This is a genomic window from Salirhabdus euzebyi, from assembly GCF_014207435.1.
Lineage (GTDB): Bacteria > Bacillota > Bacilli > Bacillales > Alkalibacillaceae > Salirhabdus > Salirhabdus euzebyi.
The window spans coordinates 277,422-300,361 of the sequence record NZ_JACHGH010000004.1; the positions used below are offsets into that span (position 1 = coordinate 277,422).

Sequence of the window (22,940 nt, forward strand, 5' to 3'; positions counted from 1 at the left end):
GACAAGCACCATCTCAATCGAGGTTTACTATATATATTTAGTAGCAATCTTTCGGAAATGGGGAATTGGTATGTCGGAAGAATCAAAAGAGTTAGATTTAAAATTTCTTTTTAGAATTTTATATAAATGGAAATTTTTTATTATGGGAGTCGTTGTGAGTAGTTGTTTGTTTGCTGTCCTTATTTGTTATTGGTTTCTTACACCAATATATGAGACTAGTGCAAAGCTTTATGTTACTACAGCGGAGGAAGCTGAAGATGTGGATTTAGATTCCATTGAATTAAGTGTACAACTAATGAACACTTATAAAGAAATGATCAAGACGACAGTAGTGTTAGAAAAAGTTTTAGAAGAACTTCCTGAATATGATTTAACGGTCAAAGAATTAAAAGAGAACATTGAAATAACGATTGTTAGTGAAACACCCCTTATGAATATTAAAGTACAAGATCAATCGATACAAAGAGCAGAACAAATCGTTAATCAATTACTGGAAGTTGTAAAGGTGGAAATTCCAAACATCTCCAAGTTTAATCACATTGTCGTTTTAGAAAGCCCTCAAGAGCGTAATTTTGATATCGCACCTGTATTTCCAAACTATTTTTTCATTGTCATTATCATGTTTATCTTGTCTTTTTTTATTACATTTGGGAGTTTAACGTTCAAGGAAATAATGGGAGACAAAATCAAAACGGAAGATGAACTGAAGAGGGAGTATGGATTAGAAAATTTAGCAATCATCCCAAGATGTAGAAAAAAAGACGTTATGAATAGTGCCTTAAAAGAAGAATGGGGGGATAAAGAATGAGCGATAGACCACTAATCTCTGACTTTAAAACTTCATCTGATATGATGCAAGCGTACAGCAAGCTTTTTGGTAGTTTGAAAAACCAAAAAGGGTATGATCAATCAAAGACTATTGTTATTACTTCCGCTAATGCTAGAGAGGGAAAGACGACAATTGCAACCAATTTAGCTTTGATGTATGCAATGACGCAAAAAAAAGTGTTACTTATTGACGCTAATTTGGAAGCTCCAATGTTACATGATGTGTTTGGCCTCCCAAATGATCAAGGACTTATGAACCTACTAGAAAAAGAGACATCTGTAGGTTTCTCTACTTTTATAAAAGATACATCTTATGAAGGCGTATCTATACTCACATCTGGTTCAAAACAATATTCATTAATGAAAACGTTGCAATTGCTTTCATCAGAGAATTTTCAGCTCCTTATGAATAACGTGCTGTCCACCTATGACTTAGTTCTTATTGATGGTCCATCTGCCGAATACGGCCTTGAGTTAGAGGTACTATCATCTGTAGCGGATGGTGTCCTTCTCGTTGTGGAATACGGGAAAGTGAAGAAAAAGAGACTGCAGACAGTTGTTTCCCAGTTGAAAGAAAATAAACCTCCCATTATTGGTACCGTTATGAATAAGTTTATAGAAGGAGATTTTTACATTTTCAGCTTGATTGGGGAAAAGCTTTCTATTAGCACGAGACCGAAAAAAGGAACAAAGAAAAATAGATTAAAAGCATTATTTTCAAAATCTAAAGCTAAAAAGGTAATCGAAACGCCAACCGACCATGGGGACGACGAAAACGAGGAACCAAAACGAGGTGATGTTAGGGATGAAGAATCAGTAGAGTCCCTCGAAGACCTTCTTGAAGGTACTAATCAAACAGAAGAAGAAAAATAGGAAAAAAACCGTCATTACATATGGCGGTTTTTTCCGTAAAGTTAAGAAAATGTCTCTTGGGCCGCCTAATACTAGCCCGATGAGGCACACCTTTTTATTCTACTCAATAAACTAAACGTGAAAGAAAGGAGTAGGATAATGCTTAACTTTGCCATAGTAGGTTGTGGGCATGTTGCCAAGAAACATGTGCAAGCAATCAATAATTCAGAAGGGGCAAGATTATATGCCTTATGTGATGCAAATGCGAATCAGTTACAACAGTTTGGTTCTACGTATGATATTAAACATTTGTTTACGAGCTTTGAAAAGTTATTGGACCAACAGGAAATTGATATTATCAGCATTTGTACCCCAAGTGGAACACATAGGAAACTAGCTATTCAAGCTGCTAATGCAAAAAAACATATTGTGTTAGAAAAACCAATGGCATTAACACTGACAGATGCGGATGCAATTTTAAAAGCCTGTGATGAAAACGATGTAAAGCTAACCGTTGTACATCCGAATCGATTCCGTCCGGCCGTCGTTGCCTTAAAACAAGCCATACAAGAAAATAAGTTCGGTACGATTAGTTATGTCAATGCAACGTTGCGTTGGAATCGAAATCAAGCTTATTATGATCAGGCAAGTTGGAGAGGAACGAAAGAACAGGATGGCGGAGTTCTCATGAATCAGGCAATTCATAATTTAGATTTACTTCTTTGGCTAATTGGGGACGTAGAGCAAGTGCAAGCCTATATGGACACAAGAATTAGGAATATAGAAGCAGAGGATGTTGCAACAGCAATTCTCCGCTTTAAAGATGGCATGTTAGGGGTTATTGAAGCAACATCTACCATTTACCCAAAAAATCTAGAGGAATCAATTAGTATATTTGGTGAGACTGGTAGCGCGGAAATCGGTGGACCTACTGCTAATTGGATAAAGCATTGGGTGTTCGACCATGAAACAGAAGCAGAAACGGAAAAAATCATGGGCAAAGTGGAGAATGATCCGTTCGGCATACCAGGTCATCAGATGATTATTCAAGATATGATAAAAGCTGTAGAGCAGGATCGGGCGCCTATCGTAACAGGGGAGGATGGCAGAAATGCCTTAGCATTAGTCCTAGCAATCTATCATGCTGCAGAGCAAAATAGCCCATATGAACTGCAATGGAAGGGAGAGGAAAAGGAAGATGGAAACGACTAATATTCCATTAATGAGTACAGCCAGGCAGTACGAGGAATTAAAAGAGGAAATAAATGCCGAAATGATGCAAGTGTTAGAGAGTGGACAATACATTATGGGTCCAAAAGTGCAGGAGTTTGAAAAAGCAATAGCAGATTACTGTGAAGTGGAGGAAGCAATCGGTGTTGCTAATGGAACAGATGCGTTATTACTTACGTTAGAGGCACTTGGGATCGGTGCGGGTGACCAAGTAATTACGACTACTTTTTCCTTCTTTGCTACAGCAGAAGTAATTTCCAAACTGGGAGCAAGACCTGTTTTTGTAGATATCGATCCAGACACGTATAATCTAGACGTTTCTCAGATAGAAAAATGTATAACAAATAAAACAAAAGCAATAATTCCTGTGCATTTGTTTGGACAGCCCGCAGAAATGGATTCCATCATGCAAATAGCAAAAAAACACAATCTGTACGTCATAGAAGATGCGTGCCAAGCAATCGGCTCCACCTATAAAGATAAAAAGATAGGGAGTATAGGAGATGCGGCTTGTTTTTCTTTTTTCCCTACAAAAAATTTGGGTGGTTTTGGTGACGGTGGAATGATTACAACCAATAACGCAGACCTTGCCAAAGATTTAAAAACACTGCGAGTTCATGGAAGTACCAAGAAATATTTTCATTCGGTTATTGGTTATAATAGTCGATTAGATCCTATTCAAGCAGCAGCCTTACAAGTAAAACTAGCTTATATAGATCAATACAATGAGAAACGCCGCGAGATAGCTGCTAAATATAACGAAGCTTTTAAAGATCTACCAATCCAACTACCAGTTGAATTAGAACAGGTGAAATCTGTTTACCACCTTTACATTGTTCAAACGGATAAAAGAAAGGCATTAATGGAGCATTTGTCTGAACAGAACATTCAATCAGGGGTTTACTATCCTTTGCCTTTACATTTACAAGAGGTTTACAAAAAGTTGAAATACAGAAAAGGAAGTTTGCCAGTAGCGGAACTAGCAGCAGAGAGAACAATGGCTTTGCCGTTGTTCCCAGAATTAACAGAGGCAGAACAGCAGCACATCATTACTGTTGTGAAAGATTTCTTTTAGAAGAACCATCACTGATGGTTCTTCTTTTACATTCAGGCACTTTTCACTGTTATTACTGTATTTCAGTTGATAGAAAATGCGACGTAACTTGATTTGTGCAAATCGAACCGCTCCGGAAATACACTACGCGCACCTTAGGGCTCGCGCTGAGCCTCCTCACTCGCACAGAAGGCTCGCTGTGGGGCCTCAACGTCTTCGCAGTCCGGTAGGAGTCTACGTGTGTATTTCCTTCGCTCAGCATGTGCTTATCTTTAATGTACTAATGAATTGTGCAAAAGAAATTTAAAAATATAGGCTTAGTAGGAAGAATTATCTAACATCCCACATGGTTTACCACTATTCTTGATTCAGAAAATCAATCTTAGTGTAGGCAGAATACGCAGACTCCTACGGGATAGCACGTGTCTGAAGACCCCGCAGCAGTGGTTTTCCGCGAGGAGGCTGAGGCCGTGCCCGTGGAAAGCGAAGTATTCTGCCGAAGCGGTCGTATAGCACTCACCAACATTCAAAGCTATAGCTATGTCGTAGTTTAAGTAAATAGAAAGACAATATTATAGAAAACAGCCCTCTTTGAAAAAGGATGGGATTATTAGGCAATTGCTGTCACCAGTCGAGTGAATTGGAATAAGTTGGTTGTATGAAAGGCAATAATGCCTACTCAACTAAATAAAAGAGGATTTTCAACATGAAAATTTTCATACCAAATAACTTTCAACAAGAGCGAGAATATATTGTCGATATTTTGCTAGGTGAATTTTTAGGTATTCACTACGAAAAGTATTTTCATGATCAACAAGACTACGAAATTGTCTTGTCGAATGAAAAAAAGATTACGGTAAAAGACCATTTTTTTTCATTAGTTAAATCCGAAAAAGGATATTTACAAAAAAGTATGATTCCAAAATGTGTCCTATTTTCGAAAAATAACTTTACGCCAGAAAAAGACATTCCAATTATTTATGGCACATCCCAAATGGATATCGAGGAAGAGAAAATAGTTTGTGGGATAGACATTTTTGCATCGTCTTTTTTTATGGTAACGAGGTGGGAGGAATATGTTAAATCGGACCTCGATTCATACAATCGATTTCCTGCAACTTCCAGTCTCGCTTATCAACACAACTTTTTAGATCGACCAGTTGTGAACGAGTATGTAGAAATGCTCTGGTACATGATGAAGTTTTTAGGGGAGGAACAGAAAAGAAGGGAAAGAAGCTTTTCAATTGTTCTTACTCATGACGTGGATCATGTTCGATTATGGAGTAATTGGAAAGATGTAGCCCGAACGATGTTAGGGGATTTGATTTTGAGAAAAAATCTTTCTCTGTTTTTCTCGCGATGGAAGCAATACTTTGATATTAAAAATAATTTGCAGAAAGATCCGTATGACACATTTGATGAGCTGATGGATTATTCAGAACTACTCGGGATTCCATCGCGATTTTATTTGATGAATGGCGGTCTTACTTCCTATGATAATCATTACCGAATAGATGACCCTGACGTACAAAACATGATTCAAAAGATAAAAGACAGGGGTCATATCATTGGTTTTCATCCGAGCTTTAATTCTTATCGTAATTCTAAGCAATGGCAAAACGAAAAAAGACAATTAGAGGAATTGCTTAAAGTAGAAGTGAAGGAAGGGCGTCAGCATTATCTCCGTTTTCATGTGCCAGAAACGTGGCGGATTTGGGAACAAAATGGGATGGAAATGGATATGACGTTAGGTTATCCGGAAAGGGAAGGCTTTCGTTGTGGCTGTTGTTATGCATTTTCGGTTTTCGATGTGGTAACTCGAAAAAAGCTTAACCTGAAAGAAAGTCCACTCATTATCATGGAAACAACATTTGAATATACAGATGAAATTGAGCCAGAAATCATGTGGCGAAGAATAAACCAGCTGAAAGAAAAGGTACAAAAATATAAAGGGAATTTCGTTTTGCTATGGCACAATTCTAATTTAAATCATGGATTATGGAGACAAGTGAAGGACGTTTATTTCCGCATATTAAAGTAGGTGTGAACAAAATGAAAGAATTACTTTATCGCATGCATAGTGATTTTTTTCTACCCAACCGATTAGGTGAGTATAAGAAAATCCTACAGTTTGCTATAGACAATGGATATGAAATGCATTCGATTTCCTCTTTTTGGAAGGAAATAAATACAGGTCTAAATCCGAAGAAACGCTACTTTATTAATCGCCATGATATTGATTCGGATATAAAGAGAGCTAGAAAAATAGTTGAAATAGAAAGAGAGATTGGCATTATTTCTTCCTTTTACTTTCGGTTAAGCACGTTAGACTTTGAACTCATGAAAGAAATTGAAAAAAGTGGTGGGGAAGCTAGTTATCATTTTGAAGAAATTGCCACTTATGCTAAGGAAAAAAACATCCAGTCGAGGGACCTACTTTATGAAGAGGAGCACATGGATCGTATTCGGCAAGATTTTAAAACCCATTTACACTATTTGCGAGAAGTGACGGGGTTACCGATGCGAACTGTCGCCTCTCATGGGGACTTTGCCAATCGAAAACTAAATATTATTAATCATGAATTGCTATCGGAGGACGTTCGAAAGGAACTGGGAATCGATTTAGAAGTATACGATGATACTTTCATGCAGTATGTGACTAGTCGACATGCAGATCGATTTTACCCAGAATTTTACTATCCATCCTCGCCAATGGAAGCAATAAAAAATGGAGAAAAGGTTATCTATTTTCTCTCACACCCTCGTCAATGGGGGGCTGCACCATTAGAAAATGCAAAGCAGGTTTGGATAAGGCTATATGAAGGCTGGAAGTTCAAATAAATGAAAAGTTTTATTATATTTAATGGCTAATTACAAATAACGGTTTTTAAAATAGACATCGAGAAAATTCTTCGGGGGGAATGTTATGGATTCATCTAACGCAAACCAAAATAATTTGGCTGAACAATTAATGAATAAATTCTCTGCAAAAAAAGCGGTTATAGGAGTAGTGGGATTAGGATATGTTGGCCTTCCACTGGCTGTAGAGAAAGCAAAAGCGGGCTATCAAGTAATCGGATTCGATATTCAGCAAAGTAAAGTAGATTTGATCAATCAAGGAATCAACTATATTGGGGATGTAGTCGATGCGGATTTAAAACAGATGGTGGAAGAGGGGAAAATCGTAGCCACATCGGAGTATTCGTTTATTGATGACGTAGACGCTGTAACAATTTGTGTGCCAACCCCCCTAGATATTTACCAACAACCAGACACTAGTTATGTAGAGTATTCTACCCAGAAAATCGCAGAGCAGCTACATCCAGGTATGTTAGTTGTCTTAGAAAGTACCACTTATCCTGGAACGACTGAAGAAGTAGTAAAACCAATATTGGAGAATAGTGGCCTCACTTGTGGGGAGGATTTTTTCCTTGCTTATTCACCAGAAAGAGTCGATCCGGGTAATAAAAAATATAATACAAAGAATACCCCAAAAGTCGTTGGGGGAGTGACAAAAAACTGTACAAAAGTGGCGGCAACAATGTACCGAGCTGTATTAGAAGGTGGCGTCGTCGAAGTATCAAGTCCTGCAATAGCTGAAATGGAAAAAATCTTTGAAAATACGTTTCGTAATATTAATATTGCGCTTGCTAACGAAATGGCTATTTTGTGCAACCGGATGGGACTTAACGTATGGGAAGTCATAGATGCTGCCAAGTCGAAGCCATATGGGTTTATGGCTTTTTATCCTGGACCGGGGTTAGGAGGTCATTGCATTCCGATTGATCCATTTTATTTAACGTGGAAAGCACGGGAGTACAATTACCATACGAGACTCATAGAAGTAGCAGGAGAAATTAATAATAGTATGCCAGAGTTCGTTGTTGAAAAAATTGGCATCATTTTAAATGAAGAACAGAAACCAATAAAAGGATCGACTATTCATTTGTTAGGTGTAGCGTATAAGAAGGATATAAGTGATTACCGAGAATCCCCAGTAATTGATATCGTAAAAATTTTGAAGAAAAGAGGAGCTAATGTTATTTGTAGTGATCCGCATATTCAATCGTGGACAGATGGAAAAGAGGAGTATGAGACGGTGCCAGCTACGAAGGAAAAATTGGAGCATGCAGATATCGTAGTCATTACTACAGATCATAGCACTTTTGACTATGATGTTATTGCTAAACACGCAAAAGTTATTTTTGATACGAGAAATGCCTTACAAGATAAAAAAATCGAGCATAAGTATTATCGCTTATAATCCAGGCACGGACAGTGCGAGTGAGTAGTACAATAAAGCAATTCCATTTTGGATAACAGAAAAGGCCATATGAAGGTGGATTGTATATGGTGAAGACAAACAAAAGGACTCCAATTGGGAAAGTAGTAAGTATTATATTTAGTTTTGAAATGTTATTTGCACTATTTCTACATGCAGGTGTCTATAAAGCAAATCCGGTAATCAATTCCGTGTTTCCAATCGATATTACGTTATTCTTTTTTATCGCTAGTGTGGCTATAGGCTTTTATATCATCGCCTTCAAAAGGGGCTTTAAAATAGAGCATAAAGCAGGTGTATCACTACTCCTATTTATCATTTTCCTCATATACTCCTTATTTAGCCTTATTTGGACACCAGGATCTGCATACGCAACCGAAAAAATACTCCATATGTTTAGCTTGGTCGCTTGGTCTTTTGTAGCCTCTATTGTCATTATTGCCCCTAGTACAGAAAGAGTAAAAAGATTTTTACTCATTAACGTATTGTTTGGAGGTTGGCTCACCTATGAAGCATTTCAAGCCTACCTCCAAACGTCGGGAGTAAATTTCGTTACCGTGAATGGAAGTGGATATTTAGGAGTTGGCCAGCTCATCAGTGTTGGAGCAGTCATTATTTTTGGTTTTTTACTTTTTTACCGCAACCATATATTTATCAAATTAGTGAGTTTACTTTTGTTTATCTTTTTTATGTCTATTTTATTAATTCTAGGTGGGCGTGGTCCTTTATTGGCAGCATTTATCGGCATTTTAGTACCTGTTTTTTATGCCGTTCGACTAAATCAATCCTTTATCAAAATAAAAGGGTATGCAGTTTTCATTATACTCATTTTTCTTAGTAGTGTTCTCTCCTTAGTGTACTTATGGCAGACGAACCAACAGTTGTTAACATTGTCGAGGTTAGTTGCCTTTTTTCAAGGTGCAGATCCTTCTTCTGCAGGAACGAGATCAAGCTATTATGAGGATTCTATTTTTTACTGGATGGAAAGTCCACTATTAGGTAATGGTATAGGATCGTGGCCAGTTCTACATTATGGATCGGATATAAGAGATTATCCACACAATATATTTTTAGAAATAATTGTTGAGCTTGGGCTGGTCGGATTAATTCTTTTTCTGTTATTGCTAGGTTATTTCTTAAGAAACGTACTTTCTATAAAAAAAGTAGCCTCCAACAAAATGAATATACTACTTGTGATGATTTTTGCTAATAGTTTTTTAAATGTGTTGTTAAGTGGAGATATCCCAGATAACCGAATGTTTTTTGTCTTCTTAGGATTACTGTCCTATTTGCATGATGAACGAAAGCTTGAATAAGAAGAAAGGCTGTTTGGTTGCTATGAAAATTTGTATGCTGTCGTCCGTGCATGATTTGGAGGATACGAGGATTTTTTATAAAGAAGCGAAGAGCTTAAAACATGCAGGACTAGATGTTTATTATGTCGTCCAACACGATAAGGAAGAAGAGATTGACGGTATTCAAGTAATCCCATTACAAAAACCGAAGTCTAGGCTAGCTAGGATGACAAAAACGTTAGTAGAACTGTATCGAAAAGCGAAACGCGTAGATGCTGATATGTATCATTTTCATGATCCAGAGTTACTTCCAGTTGGCATGTTGTTAAAGCGCCAAGGAAAGAAAGTCATTTATGATGTGCATGAGGATGTACCGAGGCAAATTCTATCAAAATATTGGATTCCAAAACCTTTTCGCAAGCTTGTATCTAACATGATAGAACGTTATGAAAATAAATGTGCTAGGAAGTTTGATAGTGTGATAACGGCAACTCCTCACATTGCAGAACGATTCCAACAAGTGTCCAACAATGTAACCGTTATTTGTAATTATCCGCTTGTTGAGGAATTTGCTAACATTTCTGTGAACCGGCCAATTAAAGGTCGAAATATCTGCTATGTCGGTGGTATTTCAAAGGTGCGTGGAATCGAAGAAATGGTAACGGCCATTGGGAAAACAGATGGCCACCTATTACTCGCAGGAAGTTTTAATAACGGGGATCTTCGGGATGAAGTGGTGAAAAATCCTGGTTGGCAGCAAGTAAAGGAACTTGGATTTATTAACCGGGAAAAAGTACAACAAACACTTTCCGAATCTGTCGCTGGATTATATATCGGCCACCCAATTACGAATTATGTGCATTCCTTACCAATTAAAATTTTTGAATATATGGCAGCGGGTATTCCCGTGATAGCCTCAAATTTTCCCCTATTAAAAGATATTGTAGAAGGAAACAAATGTGGTTTTTGTGTTGATCCACTGGATGCCGAAGCAATAGGTAGTTATATTCAATGGTTGTTCGATCATCCGGAAGAGGCGAAGAAAATGGGAGGAAGAGGTAGGTTAGCTGTATTCGAAAAATTCAATTGGCAACAGGAAAGCGTTAAACTCCAACAACTTTACGAAAAGCTAGCAGGAAAGCAAAAGGGAGAGGAGTATCATGTTTCAAGTTAAAAAATTACTAGTATTAGCACCGCATACGGATGATGCTGAATTAGGTTCCGGTGGACTAATAGCACGTTTGATTGAAGAAGGAATGGATGTGTATGTCGTCTCATTTTCTGCAGCGGAACAGTCAATTCCAGAAGATGTACCAAAAGACACTTTACGGAAAGAATTTAGGAACTCCATGTCTATTTTAGGGGTACAGGAACAAAATATGCACGTTTTTCATTATAAAGTACGTACGTTTTCTGATCATCGGCAGGAAATTTTGGATGATTTAATTACACTCCGCAACGAAATAAACCCAGACCTTGTCTGTTTACCATGTTCTCATGATGTTCATCAGGATCATCAAGTGATTCACAATGAAGGAAAACGAGCGTTTAAAAATAGTAGTGTGCTAGGTTACGAACTTCCCTGGAATCAAACGAACTTTTCCTCTGAAGTATTTGTGGGGTTAGATAAACGACATATTGACCAAAAGTGGAATGCACTAAAAGCATATCGCTCGCAAATAGCGATGAACAGACCTTATTTTACAGATGATTTTATATATGGTCTTGCCCGATTAAGAGGAACACAAATAAAGAAAGAGTGGGCTGAAGCTTACGAAGTAGTGAGGGTGATTGTATGATTGTATCGATTCATCAACCAAATTTGTTTCCGTGGTTAGGTTTTTTTGACAAGATGGCACATTCCGACATGATGATTTTGCTAGATACCGTACCATTCCGAAAAAGGAGCTATCAAAATAGAGTCAAAATCAAAACACCCAATGGAGCCCAGTGGTTAACAGTACCAGTGGAAACAAAAGGGAAATTCGCCCAGCTAACAAAAGACGTAAAAGTTAGTGACACGATTAATTGGAAAGAAGATCATCAAAAAATGTTCCAGTTATTTTATAGCAGAAGTGATCATTTTGATGAGCTTTTTCCACAGTTAGAAAGTTTATATGAGGAATTTCATGGAGATAAGCTCATTGATTTTACGATTCCAGGTATTGAATGGACAAAAAAACAGCTCGGAATCGAAACCCCACTAGTAACGGCTTCCTCATTAGGAGTAAACGGAAAAAAATCGGAGCTATTATCCGATTTAGTGAAAAGTGTTGGTGGCACGACCTATTTATCTGGTCCAACGGGGAAGGATTATTTAGAACATGACATTTTTGCTGAAAAAGGGATACAGGTTGATTATCATAGCTTTTCCATTTTCGAATATCCTCAGTTATTTAATGCATTCGAAGGCGGGCTAAGTACAATTGACTATCTATTTAATGTGAAACGAAATACCCCTTGGAATGGAGGGGAGTAACGTTGAACATTTGGTTTTTTAATCATCATGCAAGTGGGCCTGGTGCTTCAGGAGGAACAAGAACGTATGACCTTGCAAAAGAGCTAGTAAAGCAAGGGTACCAAGTAACGATATTTGCTTCCTCGTTCGTTCATCAATCGGATGTGGATACTAGATTTCAAGATTCCAACGAATTAGTGAAAGAGGAATATTTGGATGGGGTTCGTTTCATTTGGGTGAAGACAAAAGTGTATACGAAAAATGATTGGCGCAGGATAAAAAATATGTTGGATTACACAGTTCGTGCCTACCGTTATGCCAAAAAGCTGCAAGAAAATCCCGATATTATTATTGGTTCCTTGATGCACCCCTTTGCCCCTGTAATTGCTTACAAATTGGCAAAAAAGAAAAAAGCAATTTTCTTGTTTGAAGAACGGGATCTATGGCCACAAACACTTATTGATGTTGGCAATGTATCCAAATACAATCCTGTAGTTATAGGGTTAAGTTTGTTAGAAAAGTTTTTATATAAAAAAGCTAACAAAATTATTTTGCTATTCGATAAAGCGGTCCACTATGTGGAAAGTCGGGGAATAGATACCGCAAAAGTATTGTATTTACCAAACGGTGTGGACTTAAGCAGATTTGATTCCTATGAAAAGAAACTCCCATCAGAAATGGAGCAGATTTTTCAGCAACTCCAACTCGAAAATAAGTTCATTGCTATTTATACAGGTTCTCATGGCATAACAGATTACTTGGATTCTTTACTTTTATCTGCTCAAGCAGCTAACGAAAAAAGGAAGGATATTCATTTTGTTTTTGTAGGGAATGGACCAGAAAAAGAAAGACTCCTCCAGATGAAACAAAACCTTGGGTTAACGAATGTCACCTTTTTGCCGTCCGTACCAAAGGAGTTTATTCCTTATCTTTTGGAACAGGCTGACGTAGGCTTAGTGAGCTTAAACGATGCGGAACTATATAAATGGGGGATTAGTTTTAACAAAATTTATGATTATATGGCCGCTAGTTTACCGATTTTATTGTTAAGTCAGCGGGAGGAATCTCATATACAAAATTCCGGATGCGGAATGATAGTAAATAATCCTGAAGAAATGGCTGATTCGCTTATCGCCCTCTCACAAGATGAAGATAAGCGCTTAGAATTTGGGAGAAAAGGACGAAAATACGTCGAAGCGTATCATTCTTGGGAAAACCTTTCCAAAAAACTAGTGTCCGTATTGAATGAAGAGTTGCAAATAGAAGAGGGAGGTTTTCACATGAGCATACCTTTTGAACGAGGGGAAAACGTGATCATTCAAGATGATGTGCAGTTAGGTGAGGGTGTAACAATTGGTAACAATGTCATCATTTATGAAGGAACGATTATTGGAGATAACGTTGTCATACAAGATAATGCTGTCATTGGTAAACGACCGACTAAAGCGAAATATTCCATATTAAAGGATAAGGAAAAACTATCCCCAACTACGATTGGGAACGGTGTTGTCATTGGAACTTCAGCTATTGTTTATGCAAATGCAACAATAAAAGATAGCGTGTATATTGCTGATTTAGCAACGATTCGAGAAAGAGTTTTTGTTGGCAACGGGACAATTGTAGGGCGTGGTGTTTCGATTGAAAATGATTGTACAGTAGGAGACAGGTGTAAATTAGAGACAAATTGCTACATTACAGCACATTCAATTTTGTATAACGAAGTGTTTATCGCCCCTTGTGTCGTCACGAGTAATGACGCCTTTATGGGAAGAACCGAAGATAGGTTTCATCATATAAAAGGTGTGACAGTAATGAATGGTGGAAGAATTGGTGCGAATGCCATCATTCTACCTGGTATTGTCATTGAGGAAGAGGGAGTTGTAGCGGCAGGCAGTGTTGTAACAAAAGATGTTGGGAAGTGCGATTTAGTGATGGGGATCCCTGCTAAAAAAGTAAAGGATGTTCCAGACAATCAACTGCGCACGAATAAGTGAAACCAATTGATACAATCTGAGCACCTACTTTAGACCTACACATATGTTATTACTACTAACAAAATTCTTTCATATAGAGGGAAAGGAGGGAAGAAGTTGAGTTCTTGGCAGCGGATTATACTGTTAGCGCTATCAGATAGCATAAATATTCTGCTCGCTATATTTGTCGGAACATTTATCCTTATTCCAGAAGTGGCGTCTTTGTCGAGTATAGTGATGGTACAGCTAGCGGTTTTCCTTTTATTTTTGCATCACTTATTTGCCTTTACGTATAAGCTATATTTAAAGGTCTGGAAATATGCTAGTATTGGGGAACTTGTGGCTATATGCAAAGTAGTCAGTTTGTCCATTATCACAACAGCCTTCCTCCATATTTTCCTCTATGGAGCAGAACCAACTATTCGACTATTATGTGTTATTTGGATATTACAATTATTTTTTATCGGTGGATCGCGAATGGTGTGGATGGTTTTCTATGTAAATCGCCCTACTGATTCACCTATTCAATATAAAAGAACGTTAATTATCGGAGCTGGGGCAGCAGGAACCTTGGTTGCTCGGCATTTAAAAAATAATAAGGAAACGATACTAAAACCGGTCGTATTTCTTGATGATTCCCCCAAAAAACAAAAGCTTCAGTACTATGGTATTTCCGTTGTCGGAAAGATTGAAGATGTGGAAAAAGTTGTAGATAAATATAACATTAGTCATATTATTATTGCTATTCCTACCTTAAGTCGTCGAGAAATGAATCATGTTTTGAACGTCTGCTCCCGAACGAAAATAAGAACCCAAATGATTCCGAAAATAGAAGATTTAATGTCTGGTAGATTAGCAGTTAACCAGTTTCGAGATGTGGACGTAGATGATTTGCTCGGTCGAAACCCCGTACAATTGGATCGACGGTTAATCACTTCTCATATATGCGGGAAATCCATACTTGTCACTGGTGCTGGTGGATCGATCGGTTCCGAACTTTGTCGACAAGTAATGTCCTTTCACCCTAAGGAAATCGTGCTTGTAGGGCAAGGAGAGAATAGTATTTATAACATTCATATGGAGCTAAATGCACAGCTTGATCCAGACAAAACAAAAATCTTTCCAGTCATTGCAAATATTAAGGATAGAGAAAGAATTTTTGAAGTTGTGCAGCAATATAAACCAGATATTATTTACCATGCAGCTGCCCACAAACATGTTCCCTTGATGGAAGCAAATCCTTTAGAAGCAATTAAAAACAACATTATCGGAACAAAAAATGTGGCCGATGCAGCGGATTCCTTCCAGGTTAAAACCTTTGTGTGTATTTCTACAGATAAGGCTGTAGAGCCGTCAAGTATAATGGGGGCAACAAAGAGGATTGCAGAAAAAATTGTTCATTCCTTAAATGAAAAAAGCAAAACGAAATTTGTTGCTGTCCGATTCGGAAATGTGCTTGGTAGTAGAGGTAGCGTTGTTCCTTTATTTAAAAAGCAAATTCAAGAAGGTGGTCCTGTAACGGTTACGCACCCTGAAATGACCCGTTATTTTATGACAATAAAGGAAGCGTCTCAGCTTGTTATTCAAGCAGGTACATTAGCTGAAGGAGGAGAAATATTTGTCCTTGATATGGGAAAGCCAGTAAAAATACTAGATTTAGCAAAAAATTTAATTCATTTATCAGGTTTTTCCTTACATGAAATAGGTATTGTTTTTACTGGAATTCGTCCGGGGGAAAAACTTCATGAACAATTGCAGAGTAAAAATGATGAAAACTTGGAAGAGGTATTCCCGAAGATTAATCGGGTAAGAACAACGTATCCACCAACATGCATGGAAGAAACAGAAAATCTTCTCCAATTGTCCATGGAGGAAATTCAACAGGAATTAGAAAAAATGATTGAACAATTTAGAGTTAACCACCAAAACAAATAAATGTGATGACACGTAACAGCAGGCTTTCAAAGTCAAAAGAAAAATGCAAACAACAAGAGGTGTCTTAATTGCTTGTTTTAATAGATAGTAAGTCAGATTGGGAAAAATGGACGGAGAATATGAATCTAGATGTTTATTATTCTTTTGAATATGGCAAAACATTTGCTGAAAAAGAAGGAGGTGAGCTTCGAGCTGTTTATTATGAAAATGAAAATGGAGAGCTATTTTACCCTTTTATTATTCGCCCCATCCCTCTAGTCGAAGGGAATTGGCAGGATATCGTGACCCCTTATGGCTATGGAGGTCCTTTTATTGTAGGAAAAGATCTCAAGAAGCTATGTAAACATTTTTATGCTGCCTTTACTTCTTTTTGTAAGGAAAATAACATTGTGACAGAGACAATTCGTAGCCATCCATTGCTAGGTAACGAAGCGTATTTAGAAGAAGAAATAGACCTTCAATACATTAGAAAAACAACTGCAGTAGATTTAACAAAATCATTAAAAGAAATTCGGAATGACTATACGAAGATGTGCAAGCGGAATATAAAAAAAGCTAGAAAGCAAGGGGTAACATGTTACACGGCTGATATATATGACAAAACGATAAAGAAGTTCCACGATATGTATAGTGAAACGATGGATCGAAATGGAGCAGATGATTTCTATTTTTTTGATATCACGTTTTTTGAAAAGCAACTGGAAGGATCCTCTATTCATGATAGTTTATTACTCTTTGCTGAATATGAAAAGGAAGTTATCGGAGGAGTGTTACTACTCGTTGGTAGAGAGTTTGCTCATTACCACTTTGGTGCATCTACAACAAAATATTTAAAGCTACGACCGAATAATTTAATATTTGATTACATGGTTGAAGTCGCGAAAAGTAAAGGATGTAAGGCCCTACATTTAGGTGGCGGCTACGCAGAAGATGATGGACTTTTTAAATTTAAATCCTCGTTCACAAACCACAACCACTTTCCCTACTACATTGGTAAAAAAATATACAACCACACACAGTATGAAGAAATCACATCATACGTCAAACAAAACTATGAAGTAAAAGAGCAGTTTTTCCCCACCTACCGAGGGATTATAAAAAAGGTTGGTGATACGGATGAATGAGGAAAAAATATTATTGTCTCCGCCTCATTTAACAGGAAAGGAAAAACAATTCATGGAAGAAGCATTGGATTCTAATTGGGTTGCTCCACTAGGGCCAAATGTTGATCTTTTTGAACAGGAGCTAGCGGAATATGTAGGAATGAAGGGGGCAGCAGCATTATCTTCTGGAACTGCAGCCATTCACTTAGCGCTACGCCTATTAAACGTTCAGCCAGGGGATATTGTTTTTTGTCCTTCTCTTACGTTTATAGCTTCAGCAAACCCGATTATTTATGAGGGGGCTGAGCCAGTTTTTATCGATTCGGAGGCGGAAACATGGAATATGTCCCCTCAAGCATTAGAAAACGCATTTGTCCATTATTCACAAAAAGGGAAATTGCCTAAAGCTGTAATCGTTGTGAATTTATACGGACAGAGTGCACAGCTAGATCAAATTAATGCTATTTGTGAAAAATATAACGTTCCGATTATTGAAGATGCTGCGGAATCATTAGGTACAGTCTATAAAGGAAAAAAGAGCGGAAGTTTTGGAAGATTTGGCGTGTTTTCTTTTAACGGAAACAAAATCATTACGACTTCAGGAGGTGGAATGCTTGTTTCTAATGATCTAGAGGCATTAAAAAAAGCTAGATTTTTAGCTGCTCAAGCAAAAGATCCAGCTCCTTATTATGAGCATAGTGAGATAGGATACAATTATCGTTTAAGTAATATATTAGCTGCCTTAGGAAGGGCTCAGCTTTTACAAATCGAAGAGCGAGTAGAGAAGCGGCGTCAAATCTTTAAACGATATGTAGACGAAATTGGAAATCAACCAGGTATTGTTTTTATGCCGGAAGGAAAGGAATCGATTTCAAATCGTTGGCTTACCACTTTGACAATCGATCCTAAAGTGATAAGTGTTAGTCCATTTGAAGTAATTAAAGCCCTGGAAAAAGAGAAGATTGAAGCAAGACATATATGGAAGCCACTTCATTTACAGCCCGTTTTTAAAAACAATACTTTTTTCCCTCACAAACAAGACAAGGTTGTTTCAGAAGAGTTATTTGAGCAAGGTCTATGCCTTCCTTCGGGGTCAAGCTTGACGGAAGACCAACAAGATAGAGTCATAAAGTTAATAAAACAAGTATTATCTCGTTAAGGAAAGATTAGCCCCTTTTTCGTTTGAAAAAGGGGGAGGGAAAAGAAGTGTGTTTGATAAAATATTTTTGTAGACAAAAATGTCTTTATTCGTAATGATAGATGGGAAATAAAAAATGGAAGGATAAAAGGCTCATGTCTATCAAACTAGCAATGTACGAGGAAAAATATAAAGAAAAGCTATACGATTTCGATTTACCAGAGGAGCAAAAGCAATTTACCGGTATGCCAAGAGAAACAGTAGATTTGGCCGTTGGCGATCAACATCGCCACCCTATTGTCATTTTACATAATGAAAATCCAATTGGTTTTTTTGTTCTCCATTTTAGTGATGAAATTACTGATTTTACGACACATACAGAAGTGCTTTTGTTACGCGCCTTTCTTATTGATCAAAACCATCAAGGGAAAGGATATGCAAAGGAGGCCATGCTATTACTACCAGCATTTGTACAGGAAGTATTCCCAGAGGTAGAGGAAATAATTTTAGTTGTAAATGAGAGAAATATTGCAGCTCAGCAATTGTATAAAAAGGTAGGATTTGTCGATAAAGGATTTAGACGTGAGGGGAAAATTGGTCCACAATACGTCATGCATTTGGAAATGAAATAGTAGGTGTATAGTAATAAGCGCCTGGTCTAGCTAGAACAGGCGCATTCCATTATGGAAGTGAATTTTCAAAAGATGCCTCTAGTAAAGGAGCATCATCTAGTAATACATATTCCACTAATCCGGCTCCTACATCATCACGACTGACATAAATCGTACTATCTACGTAGTTCAGTATAATTGTGTATCCACTCTGTAAATTAAACATAATTTGGGCTTCGGCTTGAGGAGCCTTTTCTTCTGATACTCTACTTGCTTCATATTCATTAAACGAGTCTATTAATTGGATATTTTCATCTAGTGGAATTCTTTGAGGATCTTCCCCTTGTACCCACATATGCATTGCATCAATCTCTGTTTTATCAACGGGTTGATGTAGCATGAGACTTTTCATAAACTCCTTGTCCTGTGGATGTTGTTGCCACCAGAGAAAACCTAAAATGGCTATTAGTAGTGTGGCTAGTATAACAATCCATTTTTTCATGCAAAACTCCTTTCTTCAAACCATGCCTGTTGGAGAATACGAATGCCTTCCCATATATTTTCCTCGCTCATTCCTCCAAACCCAAGCTGTATGTAAGGTGGGGTGTCATCCATTCCTGAAGCGTAATGTTTAGAAACAGGATACACACGAACATCTTTTCTTTCCGCAGCTTGCATTAGCTGTTCCTCCGACATACCATTATGTACTTCTACTAAAATGTGTAAGCCAGAATCCATCCCAATCACATTCACGCGATTATCAAAAAAGTGATGAATAGCTTGGAGAAGTATACGATATTTCTTCTCATATACTTTTCTCATTTTTCGAATGTGTCTTTCCCAATGTCCCTCTTCCATAAAGGTAGCCAAAGCGTGCTGAGTCATCGTAGAAACGGGCTGGTCGTATAAGGCAAAATACTTCTCATATGATGCTAGTAATGACGGTGTTAAAATCATGTAGCCAACCCGTATAGAAGGTAAAAAGGATTTCGAAAACGTACCTAAGTATACAACCTTTTCATGACTATCCAACCCTTGAAGAGAGGGAATGGGTTTCCCAGAATATCGAAATTCACTATCATAGTCATCCTCTATGATAATACCGTCTTTTTCTTTTGCCCACTGCAAAATCTTCATCCTTTGTTTGATGGACATGACCATCCCCATCGGAAATTGGTGGGATGGTGTAACGTATACGATATTTGCACGGCTTTTATGTAAGTCTTCTATAGAAATGCCGTCCTCGTTTAGGGAAATAGGGTTAATGTGATACCCGTGATTTTGAAAAACTGCTCTTGCTCCATCATAACAAGGATTTTCCACAGCGATTTTAGACCGTCCCTGGATGCGAAAAAGCTGAGCTAACAAGCTTAATAAATGCTGGAGTCCCGAACCCATGATAATTTGATCCGGGTGGCAACGAACACCCCGGGATTGATGGACATAGGAGGCAATCTCTTTTCTAAGCCGATATTCACCCTTTGCATCCCCATACGTTACGTGAACATCGTCATTATATTGAATAAACTGGTTCATCAGTTTACGCCACGTTTGAAATGGAAAATGATCAGCGTCTGTTGTACCGTAGCGGAAGTCATAGGTGTATTTTTTACTAGGCTTCTGTGTCGTTGTACTATCCGGAATATCCTTTTTTGATTTTATCAAGTCTGTTTCTAGCTCCACAATATAAAGTCCAGATCGCTCTTTACTTTCTACATAGCCTTCAGCAAGTAGCTGTTGATAAGCATGGTTGACCGTATTTAAGCTAATGTTTAGGTGTTCTGCTAGTTTACGAATGGAAGGTAGTCGTGTTCCTGCTTCTAGCTTCCCTACTAAAATATCATTCTTCACATATTCATATAACTGCACGTATAGAGGGAGCTTAGGGTCATCCTTTAAGTTTGGAGTTATTTCGAGCATACAATTCGCCTCTTCAATTGTACCTATTAAAAAGTGTAAAACTGTAACTATTAAAAGGTACAAAATATTAATACACTCATTATAACAAAAAATTTATTGATAGATAAGGGGAATGAAAAATGGAACAAGTGACAATTAGAATAGCAGAACAACGGGACGTAGAGAATTTGAAAAAGCTCATGCATGAATACATAGTAAATTTTTATCAAAGTCCAGTGCCAGCTGCTGGAAAGCTAGATTGGCTAATTGGGACCTTACTTAAAGGAGATAGAGGCTTACAATTTGTAGCTGAAAATGAGGGGGAATTAGTTGGTTTTGCTACATTATATTTTACTTTCAGTACAACTCGAGTAGCGAACATTACCGTTATGAATGATTTGTATGTTTTAGCGGAAGGTAGGGGAAAAGGGATAGCTGAACAACTATTTCAAACCTGCCTAGCTTTTACGAAAGAACAAGGATATGCCTCTATGTTATGGGAAACAGCAAACGATAATTACCGTGCACAGCGGTTTTATGAAAAAATGGGAGCAACACCTGGTGATTGGATATCCTATTCCCTATAAATGATGAATTTTTTACAGAAACAGGATACGTACCCATACGTACACATGCCTTTTTACATAGTCTTTAGTAAGGCTATAGGAAGGAGGCAAATATTTATGAATATGCATCAATATCCAACATATCCGCAAGTAGGTATGTATAGAAATCAAGCAAATCAAAGAATAGCACCATTTGGAGCACCGTTTTTAGGTGGACCATTTTTAGGAGGCGTTTTAGGTGGGGTGCTAGGTAGTGCCATCGCTGCCCCTGCATTTGGCCCAAGACCATTTTACGGTCCAAGACCATTCTACGGACCTAGACCGTTCTATGGTGGTTTCGGATACCCAGGTTATTTCTGGTAAAAGACCATTTATATGTTTATTTGTGGGCAGGATATATGTTAATATATTCCTGCCTATTTATTATGGGTGGAAAGGATAATGCAGATGCTCAGGAAATGGATATACATACTTCTTATTCTAATAATGTTTAGTGCATTAGTTGCTTGTAATAAGGAAGAAGTAAAAGACAATGAGCAAGAAGAAGACATAGTAGAGGTGGAGCCACAACCGGAACCTGAACAAGAAGAGCAAGAGGGAAGCGGAGGCTTTCTCTGGAAAACAACACATAACGATATAACGGTTTATATGCTAGGTTCCGTTCACGTTGCAACAAGAGACTTTTACCCATTACATGCCGATATTGAAGAAGCATTTGAACAATCCGATTATGTAGCTGTGGAAGCGGATATTCTTGCTATTGATCCTCTAGAGTCACAAGCACTGATGGATGAAATGGCGATGTATACAGATGGAACTACTCTCGCTGATCATATCCCAGCGGAACTGTATGCAGAGCTTCAAACATATCTAGAACAATATGGGATTCCTATGGAAACGGTAGATTCATACGAGCCTTGGTTTGTTTATATGCTGCTAGATAGCTTACGAATTTTAAAATTTGGCTATAATGCGGAACTTGGAATTGATCAACACTTTCTGGAAGCAGCAGTAGAAACAGAAAAAGAAATTATTGAACTAGAAAGTGTAGAATTTCAAATGAGCATGTTTGACAGCTTTCCGATAGAAGTTCAGCAATATTTAGTAGAATCCTCTTTAGATGAAGCTAGTAACGCCAAAGACGAAATGGATAAAATGCTAACATTATGGAAAAATGGTGAGGAAGAAGCATTAGAAGAAATGATTCTCGCCACGGATAATCAAACAGAGGAAGAAAAGATTTTTACAACAGCGCTTTTAGATGACCGTAACGTAGGCATGACAGATAAAATTGAAGGGTTTTTAAATGGTGAAGGAAACGAACAATACTTTGTAATTGTCGGAGCAGCCCATTATTTTGGTGAAAAAGGCATTCTTCAACTATTAGAAGATCGTGGTTATACAGTAGAAAAAGAATTGTAAGAGATCAAATAAGACCCTATACTTTCGGCTATTTTTCAGAAAGCGTAGGGTCTTACTTTTTTGCTAAGTTTTGTATGCTGATCAATTATCGTATCCTCCATTCAAGATTATTTTGTACATCGAATAGGTCATAGGATTAGTGTAAGTTGGATTACTTTTTACGATTATCGATCATAACTTCCATTTCAAAAATGTTCATTTCATGTCCACCTCATTTCCATTAGATTTTTACTTACCTTACTTCGGTCGGCGTTCTTGGATTATTTGTTCCATTTCAAAATGATTCAAGCCGAT

General features: G+C 37.6%; 21 protein-coding genes. 19 read left to right on the forward strand and 2 right to left on the reverse strand.

The genetic code is table 11. The features are described 5' to 3' along the window. Nucleotides 1–70 precede the first annotated feature (70 nt). The 16 genes from HNQ94_RS08525 (at nucleotide 71) to HNQ94_RS08600 (ending at nucleotide 18,780) form a co-directional block, all read left to right on the forward strand. Nucleotides 71–808 carry a YveK family protein gene (locus HNQ94_RS08525; protein ID WP_174495610.1) on the forward strand — a complete coding sequence of 246 codons (738 nt, stop codon included), beginning with the start codon at nucleotides 71–73 and terminating at the stop codon, nucleotides 806–808. Continuing rightward, nucleotides 805–1,701 carry a CpsD/CapB family tyrosine-protein kinase gene (locus HNQ94_RS08530; protein WP_174495609.1) on the forward strand — a complete coding sequence of 299 codons (897 nt, stop codon included), beginning with the start codon at nucleotides 805–807 and terminating at the stop codon, nucleotides 1,699–1,701. Before HNQ94_RS08525 ends, HNQ94_RS08530 begins: the two co-directional genes overlap by 4 nt. Before the next feature lie 138 nt (nucleotides 1,702–1,839). Then, nucleotides 1,840–2,892: a Gfo/Idh/MocA family protein gene (locus tag HNQ94_RS08535; RefSeq protein ID WP_174495608.1), complete on the forward strand. Its 1,053-nt coding sequence runs from the start codon at nucleotides 1,840–1,842 to the stop codon at nucleotides 2,890–2,892. After that, nucleotides 2,879–3,985: a DegT/DnrJ/EryC1/StrS family aminotransferase gene (locus HNQ94_RS08540; protein ID WP_246199955.1), complete on the forward strand. Its 1,107-nt coding sequence runs from the start codon at nucleotides 2,879–2,881 to the stop codon at nucleotides 3,983–3,985. Before HNQ94_RS08535 ends, HNQ94_RS08540 begins: the two co-directional genes overlap by 14 nt. A 685-nt stretch (nucleotides 3,986–4,670) precedes the next feature. After that, on the forward strand, nucleotides 4,671–6,005 hold the full coding sequence (locus HNQ94_RS08545) for a polysaccharide deacetylase family protein (protein ID WP_174495606.1): 1,335 nt from the start codon (nucleotides 4,671–4,673) through the stop codon (nucleotides 6,003–6,005). Between the two features lie 11 nt (nucleotides 6,006–6,016). Next, on the forward strand, nucleotides 6,017–6,805 hold the full coding sequence (locus HNQ94_RS08550) for a hypothetical protein (protein WP_174495605.1): 789 nt from the start codon (nucleotides 6,017–6,019) through the stop codon (nucleotides 6,803–6,805). Nucleotides 6,806–6,890: 85 nt separating this feature from the next. Then, complete coding sequence (locus HNQ94_RS08555; RefSeq protein ID WP_174495604.1) at nucleotides 6,891–8,228, forward strand: nucleotide sugar dehydrogenase; 1,338 nt, start codon at nucleotides 6,891–6,893, stop codon at nucleotides 8,226–8,228. An 86-nt stretch (nucleotides 8,229–8,314) separates the two neighbouring features. Continuing rightward, complete coding sequence (locus tag HNQ94_RS08560) at nucleotides 8,315–9,562, forward strand: O-antigen ligase family protein (RefSeq protein ID WP_174495603.1); 1,248 nt, start codon at nucleotides 8,315–8,317, stop codon at nucleotides 9,560–9,562. Continuing rightward, a complete protein-coding gene (locus HNQ94_RS08565; RefSeq protein ID WP_246199954.1) occupies nucleotides 9,555–10,715 on the forward strand; it encodes a glycosyltransferase family 4 protein in 1,161 nt (386 codons plus the stop codon). Before HNQ94_RS08560 ends, HNQ94_RS08565 begins: the two co-directional genes overlap by 8 nt. Beyond that, nucleotides 10,702–11,340: a PIG-L deacetylase family protein gene (locus HNQ94_RS08570; protein WP_217423876.1), complete on the forward strand. Its 639-nt coding sequence runs from the start codon at nucleotides 10,702–10,704 to the stop codon at nucleotides 11,338–11,340. The genes HNQ94_RS08565 and HNQ94_RS08570 overlap by 14 nt, the downstream gene beginning before the upstream one ends. Beyond that, a complete protein-coding gene (locus HNQ94_RS08575; protein WP_174495602.1) occupies nucleotides 11,337–12,020 on the forward strand; it encodes a WbqC family protein in 684 nt (227 codons plus the stop codon). Before HNQ94_RS08570 ends, HNQ94_RS08575 begins: the two co-directional genes overlap by 4 nt. A 2-nt stretch (nucleotides 12,021–12,022) precedes the next feature. After that, a complete protein-coding gene (locus HNQ94_RS19740; RefSeq protein ID WP_174495601.1) occupies nucleotides 12,023–13,993 on the forward strand; it encodes a glycosyltransferase in 1,971 nt (656 codons plus the stop codon). Nucleotides 13,994–14,089: 96 nt separating this feature from the next. Next, the gene (locus tag HNQ94_RS08585) at nucleotides 14,090–15,907 is read left to right on the forward strand and encodes a polysaccharide biosynthesis protein (protein ID WP_174495600.1); all 1,818 of its coding nucleotides are present in this window, start codon (nucleotides 14,090–14,092) and stop codon (nucleotides 15,905–15,907) included. Nucleotides 15,908–15,975: 68 nt separating this feature from the next. Next, entirely contained in the window at nucleotides 15,976–17,031 is a 1,056-nt protein-coding gene (locus tag HNQ94_RS08590) for a lipid II:glycine glycyltransferase FemX (RefSeq protein ID WP_174495599.1), read from the forward strand. Further along, the gene (locus HNQ94_RS08595; RefSeq protein WP_376697739.1) at nucleotides 17,012–18,169 is read left to right on the forward strand and encodes a DegT/DnrJ/EryC1/StrS family aminotransferase; all 1,158 of its coding nucleotides are present in this window, start codon (nucleotides 17,012–17,014) and stop codon (nucleotides 18,167–18,169) included. Before HNQ94_RS08590 ends, HNQ94_RS08595 begins: the two co-directional genes overlap by 20 nt. Nucleotides 18,170–18,303: 134 nt before the next feature. Then, nucleotides 18,304–18,780, forward strand: a complete 477-nt coding sequence (locus HNQ94_RS08600; RefSeq protein WP_174495597.1) for a GNAT family N-acetyltransferase — start codon at nucleotides 18,304–18,306, stop codon at nucleotides 18,778–18,780. 49 nt (nucleotides 18,781–18,829) lie between these two features. Here the strand turns inward: HNQ94_RS08600 and HNQ94_RS08605 are convergent, their stop codons facing one another. Both HNQ94_RS08605 and pdxR read right to left on the reverse strand, forming a co-directional pair. Then, the gene (locus HNQ94_RS08605) at nucleotides 18,830–19,261 is read right to left on the reverse strand and encodes a hypothetical protein (RefSeq protein WP_174495596.1); all 432 of its coding nucleotides are present in this window, start codon (nucleotides 19,259–19,261) and stop codon (nucleotides 18,830–18,832) included. Beyond that, the gene (gene pdxR / locus HNQ94_RS08610) at nucleotides 19,258–20,679 is read right to left on the reverse strand and encodes a MocR-like pyridoxine biosynthesis transcription factor PdxR (protein WP_174495595.1); all 1,422 of its coding nucleotides are present in this window, start codon (nucleotides 20,677–20,679) and stop codon (nucleotides 19,258–19,260) included. The genes HNQ94_RS08605 and pdxR overlap by 4 nt, the downstream gene beginning before the upstream one ends. Before the next feature lie 119 nt (nucleotides 20,680–20,798). Here pdxR and HNQ94_RS08615 point away from each other — a divergent pair, with 119 nt between their 5' ends. The 3 genes from HNQ94_RS08615 to HNQ94_RS08625 all read left to right on the forward strand — a co-directional run bounded on the left by HNQ94_RS08615 (nucleotide 20,799) and on the right by HNQ94_RS08625 (nucleotide 22,646). Further along, on the forward strand, nucleotides 20,799–21,245 hold the full coding sequence (locus HNQ94_RS08615) for a GNAT family N-acetyltransferase (protein ID WP_174495594.1): 447 nt from the start codon (nucleotides 20,799–20,801) through the stop codon (nucleotides 21,243–21,245). Nucleotides 21,246–21,341: 96 nt separating this feature from the next. Next, the gene (locus HNQ94_RS08620) at nucleotides 21,342–21,587 is read left to right on the forward strand and encodes a hypothetical protein (protein ID WP_376697740.1); all 246 of its coding nucleotides are present in this window, start codon (nucleotides 21,342–21,344) and stop codon (nucleotides 21,585–21,587) included. A 78-nt stretch (nucleotides 21,588–21,665) separates the two neighbouring features. After that, on the forward strand, nucleotides 21,666–22,646 hold the full coding sequence (locus tag HNQ94_RS08625; protein WP_174495593.1) for a TraB/GumN family protein: 981 nt from the start codon (nucleotides 21,666–21,668) through the stop codon (nucleotides 22,644–22,646). Nucleotides 22,647–22,940: the final 294 nt, after the last annotated feature.

What these genes read in the sequence shown, in the direction of transcription:
- HNQ94_RS08525 (WP_174495610.1), top strand. Translation starts at nt 71, where the DNA reads ATGTCGGAAGAATCAAAAGAGTTAGATTTAAAATTTCTTTTTAGAATT.
- HNQ94_RS08530 (WP_174495609.1), top strand. Translation starts at nt 805, where the DNA reads ATGAGCGATAGACCACTAATCTCTGACTTTAAAACTTCATCTGATATG.
- HNQ94_RS08535 (WP_174495608.1), top strand. Translation starts at nt 1,840, where the DNA reads ATGCTTAACTTTGCCATAGTAGGTTGTGGGCATGTTGCCAAGAAACAT.
- HNQ94_RS08540 (WP_246199955.1), top strand. Translation starts at nt 2,879, where the DNA reads ATGGAAACGACTAATATTCCATTAATGAGTACAGCCAGGCAGTACGAG.
- HNQ94_RS08545 (WP_174495606.1), top strand. Translation starts at nt 4,671, where the DNA reads ATGAAAATTTTCATACCAAATAACTTTCAACAAGAGCGAGAATATATT.
- HNQ94_RS08550 (WP_174495605.1), top strand. Translation starts at nt 6,017, where the DNA reads ATGAAAGAATTACTTTATCGCATGCATAGTGATTTTTTTCTACCCAAC.
- HNQ94_RS08555 (WP_174495604.1), top strand. Translation starts at nt 6,891, where the DNA reads ATGGATTCATCTAACGCAAACCAAAATAATTTGGCTGAACAATTAATG.
- HNQ94_RS08560 (WP_174495603.1), top strand. Translation starts at nt 8,315, where the DNA reads ATGGTGAAGACAAACAAAAGGACTCCAATTGGGAAAGTAGTAAGTATT.
- HNQ94_RS08570 (WP_217423876.1), top strand. Translation starts at nt 10,702, where the DNA reads ATGTTTCAAGTTAAAAAATTACTAGTATTAGCACCGCATACGGATGAT.
- HNQ94_RS08575 (WP_174495602.1), top strand. Translation starts at nt 11,337, where the DNA reads ATGATTGTATCGATTCATCAACCAAATTTGTTTCCGTGGTTAGGTTTT.
- HNQ94_RS08600 (WP_174495597.1), top strand. Translation starts at nt 18,304, where the DNA reads ATGTCTATCAAACTAGCAATGTACGAGGAAAAATATAAAGAAAAGCTA.
- HNQ94_RS08605 (WP_174495596.1), bottom strand. Translation starts at nt 19,261, where the DNA reads ATGAAAAAATGGATTGTTATACTAGCCACACTACTAATAGCCATTTTA.
- pdxR (WP_174495595.1), bottom strand. Translation starts at nt 20,679, where the DNA reads ATGCTCGAAATAACTCCAAACTTAAAGGATGACCCTAAGCTCCCTCTA.
- HNQ94_RS08615 (WP_174495594.1), top strand. Translation starts at nt 20,799, where the DNA reads ATGGAACAAGTGACAATTAGAATAGCAGAACAACGGGACGTAGAGAAT.
- HNQ94_RS08620 (WP_376697740.1), top strand. Translation starts at nt 21,342, where the DNA reads ATGAATATGCATCAATATCCAACATATCCGCAAGTAGGTATGTATAGA.
- HNQ94_RS08625 (WP_174495593.1), top strand. Translation starts at nt 21,666, where the DNA reads ATGCAGATGCTCAGGAAATGGATATACATACTTCTTATTCTAATAATG.